The following is a 13,983-nucleotide window of genomic DNA, read 5'->3' on the forward strand; positions in this document are numbered from 1 at the left end:
TTGGAAACAGAGATGCGCGACAGGGTTGGCGGCGCAGCGCTGTTTCGATCTATTCTCGACGGCGCGGGCTCATGCCGACGCCACACATCTATTCCAGTTCGCCATGTTCGGTCCCACCGTTGAGGGCCCCATCTGACGGCTTAGCCAAGCCGTGGCGGTAGCGATGGAGCAACTTTGCGCGCTTCACTACACCCTCACCGGCCTGTCCCGCAAGCGCTGCGGCATGGATTAACGCGCCTTCGCCCAAATGAAACGCCATCTCGTCGGCGCTGAGGAGGTGAAATGCCTCGATCGGCTCCAGGCCGACCTCGACCGCGAAATGGCGCGCCTGGCCGATCTTGCGCACGCCGTCCTCCGCAGCATCGGTGGCATGGAAGACCGCGAGCGCCTCGCCGGAGCGCACGGCCTTGTCCACCTTGGTGGCGCCGGAGACGAACTGGCCGGCCTTGCGGGCCATGGCCATCATGCCGAGCAGCTGATCGCGCAACAGGCGATCAAGCGTTTCCGGCATGTCCGGATCGACCGTCACCTCGGCCTTGAGCGCCTTCGCGAAAAGGCGCCGCTTCAGGGCGAGCGCGACGACATCGCGCTCGGGCGTGATCCAGCAGCCGCGGCCGGGAAGTCGCTCCTTCAGATCGGGAACGACGGTGCCGTCCGGAGCCGCAACGAAGCGGATCAGGCCTTCCGTCGGGCCGTTTGCGCGCGTGACGATGCACATGCGCTCGCTCATTGGCTCAACCTTTCCGGCCACGATCCGCTTTCCAGTCTCTTGCAAGGAGCCGCGCGGCCTCAGGCCTGCTCGGCACCCTCTTCGACGGCTTCTTCCGCACCTTCTTCGACCGCGATGTCGTCCTCGGTGATCCAGCCGGCAGCCAGACGCGCCTGGATGATCATCGCGTCGGCGTCAGCGCGGGACACTTCGAAATCCTTCAGGATGCCGTCGAACCGCTTGGTCTCGCCGTTCTTGCGCTCCGACCAGCCGACGAGGTCGTCGGCCGCACAGCCGGCGAAGTCGTCGAGCGACTTGATGTCGTTCTCGCCGAGCGCGACCAGCATTTGCGTCGTCAGGCCTTCGACCTGCTTCAGATCGTCAGAAACACCGAGCTCGACACGCTTGGCTTCGAGTTCGGCTTCCAGGCGATCGAGGTGCTCGCGGGCGCGGGTCTGCAGTTCCTGCGCGGTCTCTTCGTCGAAACCGTCGATGGACGCGATTTCGTCGAGATCGACATAGGCGACTTCCTCGACCTGGCTGAAGCCTTCCGATGCCAGCACCTGGCCGACCATCTCGTCGACATTGAGGGCTTCCATGAAGAGGTTCGAGCGCTCGACGAATTCCTTCTGGCGGCGCTGGCTTTCCTCTTCCTCCGTCAGGATGTCGATGTCCCAGCCGGTGAGCTGCGAGGCGAGGCGCACATTCTGGCCGCGGCGGCCGATGGCGAGCGAAAGCTGCTCGTCCGGCACGACCACTTCGATGCGCTCGGCATCCTCGTCGAGAACGACCTTGGCGACTTCGGCCGGCTGGAGGGCGTTGACGATGAAGGACGCCGGGTCGTGGCTCCAAGGGATGATGTCGATCTTCTCGCCCTGAAGCTCGCCGACGACCGCCTGGACGCGGCTGCCGCGCATGCCGACGCAGGCGCCGACTGGATCGATGGAGCTATCGTTGGAGATGACGGCGATCTTGGCACGCGAACCGGGATCACGCGCAACCGAGCGGATCTCGATGACGCCGTCGTAGATTTCCGGCACTTCCATGGTGAAGAGCTTGACCATGAACTGCGGGTGCGTGCGCGACAGGAAGATCTGCGGGCCGCGCTGCTCGCGGCGCACGTCGTAGACATAGGCGCGGACGCGGTCGCCATAGCGGAAGTTTTCCCGCGGGATCGTCTCGTCACGGCGGATGATGCCTTCGCCACGGCCGAGATCGACGATGACGTTGCCGTATTCGACGCGCTTGACGGTGCCGTTGACGATCTCGCCGACGCGGTCCTTGTATTCGTCATACTGCTTGTCGCGCTCGGCTTCGCGGACCTTCTGGACGATGACCTGCTTTGCCGACTGGGCGGCGATGCGGCCGAAATCCATGGGCGGCAGCGGATCGGTCACGAAATCGCCGAGCTGGATGTTCTCGTCGCGGTCACGCGCAAGTTCAAGGGCGATCTGGGTGGAATAGTCCTCGACCTTGTCGACGACGAGCAGACGGCGCTGAAGCTTGATCTCGCCCGTCTTCGGGTTGATGTCGGCGAGGATATCGGTCTCCTGGCCGTAGCGCGAGCGGGCAGCCTTCTGGATGGCGTCGGCCATCGCGTCGATGACGATCTCGCGATCGATCAGCTTCTCGCGGGCGACCGCGTCGGCGATCTGCAAGAGTTCGAGCCTGTTTGCACTGACTGCCATGGATATCTCCCTGAATGGGCGCCACCGAAGGCGCCGCTCGTCATTGCGGCCTTGAAGCCGTCAGATTTCGCTAGAGCAGTCTCGCTTTTCTTCGAATTGCTCAACCGCTCTAGCTATTTGATTTGTCGCGTTTCCGGACGGTGAACCGGTATCCACTTCACCTGGAAACGCTTTAGTTGTCGTCTGCGCCGTCGTCCTCGTCGGACTCGGGCGGATTGTTCTGGTTGGCTGCTCGCGCCGCCTTGGCGGCCTTGTCGGCCTGCAGCGCCTCGCGAATGAGTTCGTCGGTCAGGATCAGCTTGGCATCGGCCAGCGCGACGAACGGGATTTGAACCGTCGGCTCGTCGCCATAGCTCGCCTGGTCGCGCTCCATGAGGAAGCCATCTTCGCTCACCGATGCTATCTTACCACGGAAGCGCTTGCGATTGTCGACGAGCACCGAGGTTTCGACCTTGACGACATGGCCCTGCCAGTTGGCGAAATCGGCGCGGCGGACCATCGGGCGGTCGATGCCGGGCGAGGACACTTCCAGGTGATAGGCCTTGTCGATCGGATCATCGACATCGAGCGCGGGCGACACGGCGCGCGACAGCGCCTCGCAGTCTTCGACCGTCATCGTGCCATCGAGCCGCTCGGCCATGATCTGCAGCGTCAGCCCGTTCTGGCCCGACAGCCGCACGCGCACCAGGCGCATGTCGAGAGAACGCACCACGGGCTCCACGATCGCGGCGATGCGCGCATCGGTGCCCGTTTCGGTGATCAGGCGGTCTTCGTTCGGATCGAATAGTGTTTGCGTTTCAGTCATGCCTGCCAGTCGCTCGCGCGGCGCGCCGCAGACTGGTCGGGTCGGCGGCTGCCGATGGAAACAAAAAAGAGCGGGCCCCGGCAGGAACCCACTCTTGCTCGTATGACCAAGAATTTTGACGACTAGATAGTCTTCTTCGCCCGGAGACGCAAGAGTTTTCCGCGCGGGCAACGGCCGACCAGCCGACCATGTTGGCCACGCTCTTCGCCGCGGTCGTTGGCGCAAGCCGTGGCAGCGCTGCAATAGGCAAAGCGGGACCAAGCGTCTATAGACCCCGGCAATGCTTAGCGAACGGCCACAGTCTCCAGGGTGCGAACCGACAACCGCATGACAGAACCGACCAAAAAGCGACGGCTCGATCCCGACACCGTCATGGGGATGCTGAAGCGCATCCTTTCGGAGAACGGGCGCGACTACGTTCGTGACTACGTGTTCGCGGCCATCTGCCTGGCGATCGTGGCGGCGACGACGGCGTTTACGGCCTGGATCATGGAAATCGTGATCAACGAGGCCTTCGCCAATCAGCGCGCCGACGTCGTCTGGCTCATCTGCGGCTCGATCTTCGCAGCCTTCCTGCTGCGCGGCCTCGCCTCCTACGGGCAGGCCGTGCTACTGGCCAAGGTCGGCAACAATCTGGTCGCACGCTACCAGAAGCGGCTCTTCGACCAGCTGATGGCGCTCAGCGTCGGGTTTTACAGCGACAACCGCTCCGCACAGATCGCCGCGCAGATCAGCCAGAACGTCATCGGCATCCGCGATGTCCTGAACCTGACGATCACGTCGCTTGCGCGGGACCTCCTGACGCTCGTCGCGCTGATCGGGGTCATGCTGTCGAAAGACTGGCTCTTGACGCTGATCGTCTTCACCGTCGCGCCGCCGCTTCTCCTGGCATTGCGCTATATTTCGAAGCGGCTGAGGAGCGCCACGCGCGATGCGGTGGAGCTGAACAGCAGCGTTCAGGCCGCCATGCAGGAAACTGTCCAGGGCATCACCATCGTGAAATCCTTCACCATGGAAGACGTGCTCAGGGTGCGGATGAACCGGCTGATCGATGCGGCCGAAGGGCGGGCGAACCGCATCATCCGGCTGACGGAGCGGACCTCGCCGCTGACCGAAACGCTTGCCGGCCTCGCGATTTCGGGCGTGCTCGCCTATGCGGCGTTCCGGTCGATCTATGGCGACGTGCTTCCGGGCGCGTTCTTCGCCTTCGTAACGGCGCTGCTTCTCGCCTACGAGCCCGCCAAGCGCCTGGCGCGGCTGCAGGTAAGCCTCGAGCGGGCCGTCGTGAATGCCCGCATGATCTACGAAATCCTCGACATCCAGCCGCAGCAGGCCGATCGTCCCGGCGCCAAGCCGCTCATGATGGGCAAGGGCGAGGTGGTGCTCGAAGGGGTCAACTTTTCCTATCAGCAGGGCGATCCGATCCTGCGCGACGTTTCGTTCACGGCGCATGCCGGGAGAACGACAGCGCTCGTCGGGCCTTCCGGCGCCGGGAAGTCCACGGTCATCAGCCTCGTGCCGCGCTTTTACGATCCAGAAGCAGGCCGCATCCTGATCGACGGGCAGGATATCGCCGACGTCACCAAGCAGTCGCTGCGCGCCGCGATCGCCTATGTCTCGCAGCAGCCTTACCTGTTCGAGGGCTCGATCCGCGACAATATCCGCTATGGCCGGCCGGATGCGACGGATACCGAGATCGAGGAAGCGGCGCGCCGGGCGAATGCTCATGATTTCATCCTGACCCAACCGCGCGGCTACGACACGCCGGTCGGCGAAAACGGCATCACGCTTTCGGGCGGCCAGCGCCAGCGGCTGTCGATTGCCCGCGCGCTGGTGCGCAACGCGCCGATCCTGCTTCTGGACGAGGCGACGTCCGCGCTGGACACGGAATCGGAAGCGCTGGTGCAGCGGGCGCTGGAGACAGCGATGCAAGGCCGTACCGTCATCGTCATTGCGCATCGCCTTTCTACCATCGCACGCGCCGACAAGATCGTCGTCATGCAGGCGGGACGCGTGGCCGAGGAAGGCCGCCACGACGATCTGGTCACTAAGACCGACGGGATCTATGCACGCTTCCACAACATGCAGATGCTGGGCATCGACGGCTTCGACGAGAGCGACGCCCTGCCCCAGCCGGTCAGCAGCAAAGGGCAGATGTCATGAGCGATATGAAGGACCTGAAGCTCGTCGTAGCCGGTGCAGGCGGACGCATGGGTCGCGCACTGATCCAGAGCATCGATGCCATTCCGGGCGTTGTGCTCGTCGGCGCATTCGACCGGCCGGGCGCCGCCTCGATCGGCGCTGACGCCGGCCAACTGGCAGGCCTTAGCGCCAATGGCGTGATCGTCACCGACGATCCGGGAGCAGCGCTTGGCGGGGCCGATGGCGTTCTGGATTTCACGGCCCCGGAAGCGACAGTTGCGCTGGCGCGCCGCGCTTCGACCGCGGGGCTCGTCCACATCATCGGAACGACGGGATGTTCCGACGAGGACGAGGCGGCCATTCGCGACGCGGCGGCCGGTGCGCGGATCGTCAAGTCCGGCAATATGAGCCTTGGCGTGAACCTGCTCGCCGTGCTGGTGGAAGACGCGGCCCGCGCGCTCGAAGCGGCCGACTGGGACATCGAGGTGCTGGAAATGCACCACCGGCACAAGGTCGATGCGCCATCAGGCACCGCATTGCTGCTCGGCCAGGCGGCCGCCCACGGACGGGCGATCGACCTTGCTGAAAAGAGCGTGCGGGTGCGCGACGGGCACACGGGCGCGCGGCCCGAAGGCACGATCGGCTTTGCGACGCTGCGCGGCGGTTCGGTCGTCGGCGAGCACACGGTGCTGATCGCCGGTGAAGGAGAGACGATCGAGCTGACGCACAAGGCGACCGATCGGGCGATCTTCGCGCGCGGCGCAGTGAAGGCCGCACTTTGGGCCAGCCGTCAGCAGCCGGGGCTCTATTCGATGATCGACGTGCTGGGGCTCAAGAGCCACAATTGATCAGAGGCGCAACGGCGTTGCTTCAGTAGTGCGGCGGCTTGGTCACGGGCACGGGGCCATGGCTCTGCTCTTCGAGCGATAGAAAACGCTGGGCGATCGCCTCGACCTGGCGCGTCAGCCGGTTGGTGACCTGGTACTGCCTGGCGAGTTCATCCGACAAATCCTCGATCGTCTTCGCCTGGTGCGCGGCGAGTTCTTCCAGCGCGGTCAGGCGGTTTTCAAGATCGGCGCTCATAGCGAAATCTCCTCAAGGATGGTCCGCCAGCGCGCATCGAGCGGCTGCGGTCTGCGGCTTTCGCGATCCACATAGACATGGGTAAACCGGCCCTGTGCCGCCTCGATGACATCATCGCCGCGAAAGAGGCCGATGCGGTAGGTGACGGACGACGTGCCGATGCGCGTGACGGCGATGCCGGCCGTCACGCGATCGGGAAAAGCCATCTCGCTGAAATAGTTGCAGCCTGTCTCGACAACCAGGCCGACAACTTTGCCACGATGAATATCGAGGAGGCCCTTTTCGATGAGCCAGCCGTTGATGGCCGTGTCGAAGAGCGCGTAATGCACGACATTGTTCATGTGCCCATAGGCATCATTGTCGGCCCATCTTGTCTGCAACGGTCGGAAAAGGCGGTAGTCCTCGCGCCGCCGCGGTTCGGCTCTCTGCATGAATTCACCCGATCGTGAGCGGTTTTACCTTGCCTCGGCCCGGCTTGATCGATACCGGGCCCGTGCGCTGCACAACTGGACTTTATGCGAAGAACTGTCGAGAGTGGCAAACCTCTCCTTGCGCAGCAGGCAGCGCTCAGCAAGATGGCGATAATCCTGACGACCAAAGCGGTTTGGCCAAGGCGGACATGAACGAAACAGCGATCGAACTTATCGGCATCAACAAGCGCTTCGGGCTTGTGCATGCCAACAAGGACATCAGCCTGAAGGTCCGCAAGGGCACCATTCACGGCATCATCGGCGAGAACGGCGCAGGCAAGTCGACGCTGATGTCGATCCTCTACGGCTTCTACGAGGCCGATAGCGGCGAGATTCTCGTCGACGGCACCAAGCGCAAGATCAGCAACCCGAATGAGGCGATCGCCGCCGGCATCGGCATGGTGCACCAGCACTTCATGCTGGTCGACAATTTCACGGTGCTCGAGAACATCATGCTCGGCGCCGAAGACAGCGCGATCCTGAACAAGGGCATTGCGCGGGCCCGCGCCGAACTGAAGCGGCTGGAGCGCGACTATGCGCTGGAAGTCGACCCAGACGCGGTGATCGAGGAACTGCCGGTCGGTCTGCAGCAGCGCGTGGAAATCCTGAAGGCGCTCTATCGCGGGGCGGAAATCCTCATCCTCGACGAGCCTACCGGCGTGCTGACGCCGCCGGAAGCCGACCATCTCTTCCGCATCCTCGGCCAGCTCAAGGACCAGGGAAAGACGATCATCTTCATCACGCACAAGCTGCGCGAGATCATGGCGATCACCGACGAGGTGTCCGTCATGCGCCAGGGCGAGCTGGTCGGCACAAGGCAGACGGCAGAAACTTCGGTGGAAGAACTGGCGAGCCTGATGGTCGGCCGCCGCGTTCTGCTGCGCGTGGAAAAAGGCCCCGCCAATCCGGGCGAAGTGAAGCTTTCGGTGCGCAATCTCACGGTCAAGGATTCGCGCGGCGTGACGGTGGTCGACAATGTGTCGCTCGACGTGGGCGCCGGCGAGATTGTCGGGATCGCGGGCGTTGCCGGCAACGGCCAGTCGCAGCTGCTGGAAACGATCGCCGGCATCCGCACGGCATCCGGCGGCGAGGTCTATCTCAACGGCAAGCCGGTCGACATCTCGGGCAAGGCGGACCCTGCGGAACTGCGCCGCCGCGGCCTTGCCCATGTGCCGGAAGACCGGCACCACATGGGCCTGATCCTGGAATTCGAGGAGGCGGAAAGCGCCATCCTCGGCTACCACGACCAGCCCGACTATCTGAACGGGGTATTCCTCAACGTCGACGCGATCCGCAAGGATGCAGAGGCGAAGATCAAGGCCTATGACATCCGCCCGGCTAATGCCCGGCTGAAGACGGCCAATTTCTCCGGCGGAAACCAGCAGAAGGTGGTGCTCGCGCGCGAAATCGAGCAGGACCCGGATGTGCTCATCATCGGCCAGCCGACCCGCGGCGTCGATGTCGGCGCCATCGAATTCATTCACAAGCGCATCATCGAGATGCGCGATGCCGGCAAGGCCGTTCTCCTCGTCTCCGTCGAGCTCGACGAAATCCGGGCGCTCTCGGACCGCATCCTCGTGATGTTCGCCGGCCGCATCGTGGGCGAGCGCGACGGCGAAGCGGGCGAAGACGATCTCGGCCTGCTGATGGCGGGCATCGAGGAAGACCGGGAGGCGGCGGAGTAGTTTAATGGCCACCCCATATGCAAAGCTTCCGGGATGGGTGGAATATGTCCTCATCCCGCTCATCAATCTGATCGTCGCCTTCGCGGTCGCAGGTCTCGTCGTGCTTCTGGTCGGCGAAAGCCCGATCCGGGCGGCGACGCTCCTCGTCGATGGCGCCTTCGGCTACGGTGAAGGCATCGGCTACACGCTCTATTACGCGACGACCTTCATCTTCACCGGGCTGGCAGTCGCGGTCGCATTTCACTGCAAGCTCTTCAACATCGGCGGCGAAGGCCAGGCCTATATCGGCGGCATCGGCGTGGCGCTCGCCTGCCTGACCTTCGACACGATCCTGCCCTGGTACCTGACCTTCATCGTGGCGACGATCGGCGCGGCGCTGTTTGGTGCGGCATGGGCGTTCATTCCTGCCTATCTGCGCGCCAAGCGCGGCAGCCACATCGTCATCACCACGATCATGTTCAACTTCATCGCGTCGAGCGTGATGATCTATCTCCTCGTCGAGGTGATGAAGCCGGCCGGCACCATGTCGCCGCAAACGCGCACCTTCGGCGAGGGCGGGCAGCTGCCGCAGCTCGACTGGCTGATGGCGATCTTCGGGCTCGATATCGGCGGCGCGCCGTTCAACGTGTCGTTTCTTCTGGCGCTCGCCGCGGCCGTCTTCGTCTGGGTGCTGATCTGGCGCACGAAGCTCGGCTATGAAATCCGCACCATGGGATTCTCGGAAAAGGCCGCGCGCTACGCCGGCATCAAGGACAGCCGGATCATCATCATCGCCATGCTGATCTCCGGCGCGCTTGCCGGCATGATGGCGCTGAACCCGATCATGGGCGAGCAGGGCCGCATGCAGCTCGATTTCGTCGCGGGCGCCGGCTTCGTCGGCATCGCGGTGGCGCTGATGGGCCGTTCGCACCCGGCCGGCATCATCCCGGCGGCGATCCTCTTCGGCATGCTCTACCAGGGCGGCGCCGAGATCTCGTTCGAAATGCCGGAAATCTCGCGCGACATGATCGTCATCATCCAGGGCCTCGTGATCCTCTTCGCCGGCGCATTGGAAAACACCTTCCGGCCGGCCATTTCGCGCTTCTTCGGCGCCAGGGCGGCCAAGACGAAGCCTGTAAGCGTGGGGAGTGCCGGCTGATGGATATTGTCGTTCTCACCATCGAATCCACCATCCGGCTGTCGGTGCCGCTGCTGCTTGCGGCGCTCGCCGGCCTGTTTTCGGAACGGTCGGGCATTTTCGACATCGGGCTTGAAGGCAAGATGCTCGGCGCGGCCTTTGCGGGCGGCGCCGCGGCGGCGGTTTTCTCCTCCGCACTGATGGGGCTTTTGGCGGCGCTCGTCGTTTCAGTCGCGCTGTCGCTCGTGCACGGCTACGCCTCGATCACGCAGCGCGGCAACCAGATCGTTTCGGGTGTCGCCATCAACTTCATCGCCATGGGCACGACGGTTATCCTCGGTCAGGCGTGGTTCGCGCAGGGCGGCCGCACGCCGGCGCTTTCGGGCGATGCACGCTTCACCACGATCGACCTGCCGTTTGCCGAAGCGCTTGCCGACGTGCCTGTGATCGGCACGATCTATTCCGACATCCTGTCGGGGCATTTCTGGCTGACCTATTTCGCCTTTGCCATGGTGCCGTTTGCCTGGTGGGTGCTCTACCGCACGCGCTTCGGCTTGCGGCTCCGGGCCGTCGGCGAAAACCCGGGCGCGGTCGACACGGCGGGCATCTCGGTGACCTGGCTGCGCTACCGGGCCGTGATCTGCTGCGGCATTCTCTGCGGCTTTGCTGGTGCCTATCTCTCCATGGCGCTGACGGCCGGCTTCGTGAAGAACATGACGGCCGGCAAGGGCTATATCGCGCTCGCCGCCCTGATCTTCGCCAAGTGGCGGCCAGTGCCGATCATGTATGCCTGCCTGCTCTTCGGCTTCCTCGACGCCATGGGCATCCGCATGCAGGGCCAGCCGCTGCCGATTATCGGACCGGTGCCGGTGCAGTTCATCCAGGCCCTGCCCTACATCTTGACGGTGATCCTGCTTGCGGGCTTCATCGGCAAGGCCGAGCCGCCGAAGGCCGGCGGCGTCCCTTACGTGAAAGAAAGATAGACCGATGGCTGAGGATCTGTTCCTGGCGGCCCGCGATGCCATGGCGCGGGCGCATGCTCCCTATTCGAAGTTTCCCGTCGGCGCAGCGATCCGCGCTACGGACGGCAAGATCTACGCCGGGGCGAACATCGAGGTGATCTCGTATCCCGAGGGCTGGTGCGCCGAAACGACGGCGATCGGCCACATGGTGATGGCCGGTGCCGGCAAGATCGCCGAGGTCGCCGTGATTGCGGAAAAGATGGCCAAGTGCACGCCCTGTGGCGGCTGCCGCCAGCGGCTTGCGGAATTCGGCACGCCGGCGACGAAGGTCTATCTCTGCGACGATACCGGCGTGGTGGAGACGGTGACGCTCGCCGATCTTCTGCCGATGGCGTTCGAGACCGAGGTCCTGAAGTGAGATACGCGGCCGAAATCCTCAATGAGAAGCTCGGCGGACTGAAGCCGAAGGTCGCGATCGTGCTCGGCTCTGGGCTCGGCGGCCTCGTCGATGCGCTGGAAGGCGCGGTGTCGGTGCCCTATGAGGCACTTCCCGGTTTTCCGCGCGGGGGCGTTTCGGGCCATGCCGGCCGGCTCGTCGGCGGCAAATTGTCCGGCACGCCGGTGCTCATGCTGGCTGGACGGGTCCACTATTACGAAAAGGGCGACGCCGACGCGATGCGGCCGGCGTTGGAAGCGCTGAAGGCGCTCGGCATTACGACGCTGATCCTGACCAATGCCGCCGGTTCGGTGCGCGAGGACATGCCGCCCGGCTCGGTGATGCGGATTTCCGACCACATCAATTATTCGGGCCTCAACCCGCTGATCGGCGAGGAAAGCGATGCACGCTTCGTCGGCATGACGAGCGCCTATGACGCGGAACTCGGCGCGGCAATGCAGGCGGCGGCGGAAAGCGTCGGCGTGACGCTGCATGAGGGCGTCTACATGTGGTTTTCGGGCCCGAGCTTCGAGACGCCGGCGGAAATCCGCATGGCGCGCATCCTCGGGGCGGACGCCGTCGGCATGTCGACCGTGCCCGAAGTAATTCTCGCGCGCTTCCTTGGATTGAAGGTGGCGGCGGCGTCCGTCATCACCAATCTCGGGGCCGGCATGACCGGTGGCGAACTCAGCCACCAGGAAACCAAGGACATGGCGCCGATCGGGGGCGAACGCCTCGGCCGGGTGCTGAGCGAACTGTTGCGGAAAGAGAACTGACCATGGCCGAAGAGATGAAGACCGAGGCCGCACGGGCGCTTTCCATGCTCGATCTGACCGACCTGACAGACCACTGCACGCAGGACGCGATCGACGCGCTCTGCCGCGACGCCTTTATCGGCGACGATCATGCAGCAGCAATTTGCATCTGGCCGCGCTTCGTGGCGCAAGCGCGCGGCATTCTAGGCCCGGACAGTGCCGTGAAGATCGCGACGGTGGTGAATTTCCCGTCCGGCGACATGGCCATTTCGGATGTCGTGGCGGAAACGGTGCAGGCAATCGCGGACGGCGCTGACGAGATCGATCTCGTCATTCCCTATCGCGCGCTGCTTTCGGGCGACGAGAGATCCGTTTCGGCAATGGTGGAGGCGATCCGCGAGGTGTGTGCCGAGCCGGTGCTGCTGAAGACGATCCTCGAGACGGGCGAGCTCGTCGATCCGGCGCTCATCCGTCGTGCATCGGAACTTGCGATCGAGGCACGCGCGGACTTCATCAAGACCTCGACCGGCAAGGTGCCGGTGAACGCGACGCCGGAAGCCGCCGAGATCATGGTGAGCGCTATCAAGGCGAGCGGCCAGCCGGTTGGCTTCAAGGCGGCCGGCGGCGTGCGCACGGTTGAGGATGCTTCGCGCTACCTCGCTCAGGCGGAATGGATCATGGGTGAAGGCTGGCCGACACCCGCCACCTTTCGCTTCGGCGCATCGGGCCTTCTTGGCGACATCCGCGCCAAGCTGACGGGCGGGACTGCCGCAGGCGGAGCGGAGGCTTCCTATTGAGCCTCCTTCCGCAGGAATTCATCCGCCGCAAACGCGACCGCCAGACGCTGGATGAAAAGGACATCGCCGCCTTCGTTGCCGGGATCACCGACGAGACGATCACCGAGGGCCAGATTGCGGCCTTTGCAATGGCCGTCTTCTTCAACGGGCTGTCGCGCGACGAGACGGTAGCACTGACGCTTGCCATGCGCGATTCGGGCGACGTTCTGGCCTGGCCGGACATCGACCGGCCCGTCTCGGACAAACATTCCACGGGCGGCGTCGGCGACAATGTCTCGCTGATGCTTGCGCCGATCCTGGCTGCCTGTGGCGTCGCGGTGCCAATGATTTCCGGCCGCGGGCTCGGCCACACGGGTGGCACGCTCGACAAGATGGAATCGATCCCCGGCTATTCGGTGATGCCAGACAACGCGCTGTTCCGACGCACGGTGGACGAGGTGGGCTGCGCCATCATCGGCCAGACCGGCAGGCTCGCGCCTGCGGACAAGCGCTTCTACGGCATCCGCGACGTGACGGCGACGGTGGAATCGGTGCCGCTGATCACCGGCTCGATCCTGTCGAAGAAACTCGCCGCCGGGCTCGGCTCGCTGGTGCTCGACGTCAAATGCGGCAACGGCGCCTTCATGGACGACCCGAAGAAGGCCGAGACGCTGGCGCGCTCGCTCGTCGATGTCGCCAATGCCGCAGGCCTTTCGACCAGTGCGCTGATCACCGCGATGGACCAGCCGCTGGCGTCCGCCGCCGGCAACGCCGTGGAAGTGCGCAATGCCGTGGACTTTTTGACTGGCGCGCATCGCGACGCACGGCTCCTCGACGTGACGCTGGCGCTTGCCGCCGAGATGCTTCTACGCTCGGGCCGTGCTGCCTCTCACGGCGAAGCGGCAGACCTTGCCCGCGATGCGCTCGACAGCGGCGCTGCGACGGAGAAATTCCAGGCCATGGTGACGGCGCTCGGCGGGCCGGCTGATTTCGTCGAGGCGATGGACCGGCACCTGCCGAAAGCCGCAATCGTTCGCGATATCGCAGCCCCACAGGCAGGAACGGTGCTCGGCATCGACACGCGCGGGGTAGGCCTTGCAGTCGTGACGCTCGGCGGTGGTCGCAGGCGCGCGGCCGATGCGGTCGATCACGCCGTCGGTCTCGACGAGCTCGTCGGGCTCGGCACGGTGCTTCAAGAGGGTGATGCGATCGCCCGCGTGCATGCGCGCACCGAAGATGAGGCCGCGGAGGCCGAAGCCGCCGTCATCGCCGCCTACCGGATCGGCGAGGGCGAAGCCGCGATCAACGATGCGGTGATGATGCGGATCGCCGACTGAACGGCTGTTCGCCGTCTG

The 13,983-nt window shown here is 64.5% G+C and carries 14 protein-coding genes; 9 read left to right on the forward strand and 5 right to left on the reverse strand.

All coding sequences use genetic code 11. The features are described from left to right. Window positions 1–88: 88 nt before the first annotated feature. From D5400_RS01615 to rimP, 3 genes are all read right to left on the reverse strand, one after another. Complete coding sequence (locus tag D5400_RS01615; protein WP_126012577.1) at window positions 89–730, reverse strand: RNA-binding protein; 642 nt, start codon at window positions 728–730, stop codon at window positions 89–91. Window positions 731–789: 59 nt separating this feature from the next. After that, window positions 790–2,397: a transcription termination factor NusA gene (gene nusA, locus D5400_RS01620; RefSeq protein ID WP_126007028.1), complete on the reverse strand. Its 1,608-nt coding sequence runs from the start codon at window positions 2,395–2,397 to the stop codon at window positions 790–792. Window positions 2,398–2,569: 172 nt separating this feature from the next. Continuing rightward, window positions 2,570–3,202, reverse strand: a complete 633-nt coding sequence (gene rimP, locus D5400_RS01625; protein WP_126007030.1) for a ribosome maturation factor RimP — start codon at window positions 3,200–3,202, stop codon at window positions 2,570–2,572. A gap of 327 nt (window positions 3,203–3,529) precedes the next feature. Between rimP and D5400_RS01630 the strand changes: the two genes are divergently transcribed. After that, a complete protein-coding gene (locus tag D5400_RS01630) occupies window positions 3,530–5,365 on the forward strand; it encodes an ABC transporter ATP-binding protein (protein WP_126007032.1) in 1,836 nt (611 codons plus the stop codon). Then, window positions 5,362–6,192, forward strand: coding sequence for a 4-hydroxy-tetrahydrodipicolinate reductase (gene dapB, locus D5400_RS01635; RefSeq protein WP_126007034.1), 831 nt, complete (start codon window positions 5,362–5,364; stop codon window positions 6,190–6,192). The genes D5400_RS01630 and dapB overlap by 4 nt, the downstream gene beginning before the upstream one ends. Before the next feature lie 22 nt (window positions 6,193–6,214). Here dapB and D5400_RS01640 read toward each other — a convergent pair whose 3' ends face one another. After that, entirely contained in the window at window positions 6,215–6,427 is a 213-nt protein-coding gene (locus D5400_RS01640) for a SlyX family protein (RefSeq protein ID WP_126007036.1), read from the reverse strand. Then, the gene (locus tag D5400_RS01645; RefSeq protein WP_126007038.1) at window positions 6,424–6,858 is read right to left on the reverse strand and encodes an acyl-CoA thioesterase; all 435 of its coding nucleotides are present in this window, start codon (window positions 6,856–6,858) and stop codon (window positions 6,424–6,426) included. Before D5400_RS01645 ends, D5400_RS01640 begins: the two co-directional genes overlap by 4 nt. A 188-nt stretch (window positions 6,859–7,046) precedes the next feature. Between D5400_RS01645 and D5400_RS01650 the strand changes: the two genes are divergently transcribed. From D5400_RS01650 to deoA, 7 genes are read left to right on the forward strand one after another with little or no spacing between them, the layout of a single operon-like run. After that, window positions 7,047–8,582 carry an ABC transporter ATP-binding protein gene (locus D5400_RS01650; protein ID WP_126007040.1) on the forward strand — a complete coding sequence of 512 codons (1,536 nt, stop codon included), beginning with the start codon at window positions 7,047–7,049 and terminating at the stop codon, window positions 8,580–8,582. Window positions 8,583–8,586: 4 nt separating this feature from the next. Further along, window positions 8,587–9,720 carry an ABC transporter permease gene (locus tag D5400_RS01655; protein WP_126007043.1) on the forward strand — a complete coding sequence of 378 codons (1,134 nt, stop codon included), beginning with the start codon at window positions 8,587–8,589 and terminating at the stop codon, window positions 9,718–9,720. Continuing rightward, window positions 9,720–10,682 carry an ABC transporter permease gene (locus D5400_RS01660; protein ID WP_126007045.1) on the forward strand — a complete coding sequence of 321 codons (963 nt, stop codon included), beginning with the start codon at window positions 9,720–9,722 and terminating at the stop codon, window positions 10,680–10,682. The genes D5400_RS01655 and D5400_RS01660 overlap by 1 nt, the downstream gene beginning before the upstream one ends. Before the next feature lie 4 nt (window positions 10,683–10,686). Next, a complete protein-coding gene (locus D5400_RS01665) occupies window positions 10,687–11,079 on the forward strand; it encodes a cytidine deaminase (protein WP_126007048.1) in 393 nt (130 codons plus the stop codon). Next, complete coding sequence (locus D5400_RS01670) at window positions 11,076–11,873, forward strand: purine-nucleoside phosphorylase (RefSeq protein WP_126007050.1); 798 nt, start codon at window positions 11,076–11,078, stop codon at window positions 11,871–11,873. Before D5400_RS01665 ends, D5400_RS01670 begins: the two co-directional genes overlap by 4 nt. Window positions 11,874–11,875: 2 nt before the next feature. Continuing rightward, window positions 11,876–12,649, forward strand: a complete 774-nt coding sequence (gene deoC, locus D5400_RS01675; RefSeq protein ID WP_126007053.1) for a deoxyribose-phosphate aldolase — start codon at window positions 11,876–11,878, stop codon at window positions 12,647–12,649. Then, a complete protein-coding gene (gene deoA, locus D5400_RS01680; protein WP_126007055.1) occupies window positions 12,646–13,965 on the forward strand; it encodes a thymidine phosphorylase in 1,320 nt (439 codons plus the stop codon). Before deoC ends, deoA begins: the two co-directional genes overlap by 4 nt. Window positions 13,966–13,983 lie beyond the last annotated feature (18 nt).

This window comes from Georhizobium profundi (assembly GCF_003952725.1).
Lineage (GTDB): Bacteria > Pseudomonadota > Alphaproteobacteria > Rhizobiales > Rhizobiaceae > Georhizobium > Georhizobium profundi.

Coding starts and splice junctions, on each gene's coding strand:
- D5400_RS01615 (WP_126012577.1), bottom strand. CDS start 730: ATGAGCGAGCGCATGTGCATCGTCACGCGCGCAAACGGCCCGACGGAA.
- nusA (WP_126007028.1), bottom strand. CDS start 2,397: ATGGCAGTCAGTGCAAACAGGCTCGAACTCTTGCAGATCGCCGACGCG.
- rimP (WP_126007030.1), bottom strand. CDS start 3,202: ATGACTGAAACGCAAACACTATTCGATCCGAACGAAGACCGCCTGATC.
- D5400_RS01630 (WP_126007032.1), top strand. CDS start 3,530: ATGACAGAACCGACCAAAAAGCGACGGCTCGATCCCGACACCGTCATG.
- dapB (WP_126007034.1), top strand. CDS start 5,362: ATGAGCGATATGAAGGACCTGAAGCTCGTCGTAGCCGGTGCAGGCGGA.
- D5400_RS01640 (WP_126007036.1), bottom strand. CDS start 6,427: ATGAGCGCCGATCTTGAAAACCGCCTGACCGCGCTGGAAGAACTCGCC.
- D5400_RS01645 (WP_126007038.1), bottom strand. CDS start 6,858: ATGCAGAGAGCCGAACCGCGGCGGCGCGAGGACTACCGCCTTTTCCGA.
- D5400_RS01650 (WP_126007040.1), top strand. CDS start 7,047: ATGAACGAAACAGCGATCGAACTTATCGGCATCAACAAGCGCTTCGGG.
- D5400_RS01655 (WP_126007043.1), top strand. CDS start 8,587: ATGGCCACCCCATATGCAAAGCTTCCGGGATGGGTGGAATATGTCCTC.
- D5400_RS01660 (WP_126007045.1), top strand. CDS start 9,720: ATGGATATTGTCGTTCTCACCATCGAATCCACCATCCGGCTGTCGGTG.
- D5400_RS01665 (WP_126007048.1), top strand. CDS start 10,687: ATGGCTGAGGATCTGTTCCTGGCGGCCCGCGATGCCATGGCGCGGGCG.
- deoC (WP_126007053.1), top strand. CDS start 11,876: ATGGCCGAAGAGATGAAGACCGAGGCCGCACGGGCGCTTTCCATGCTC.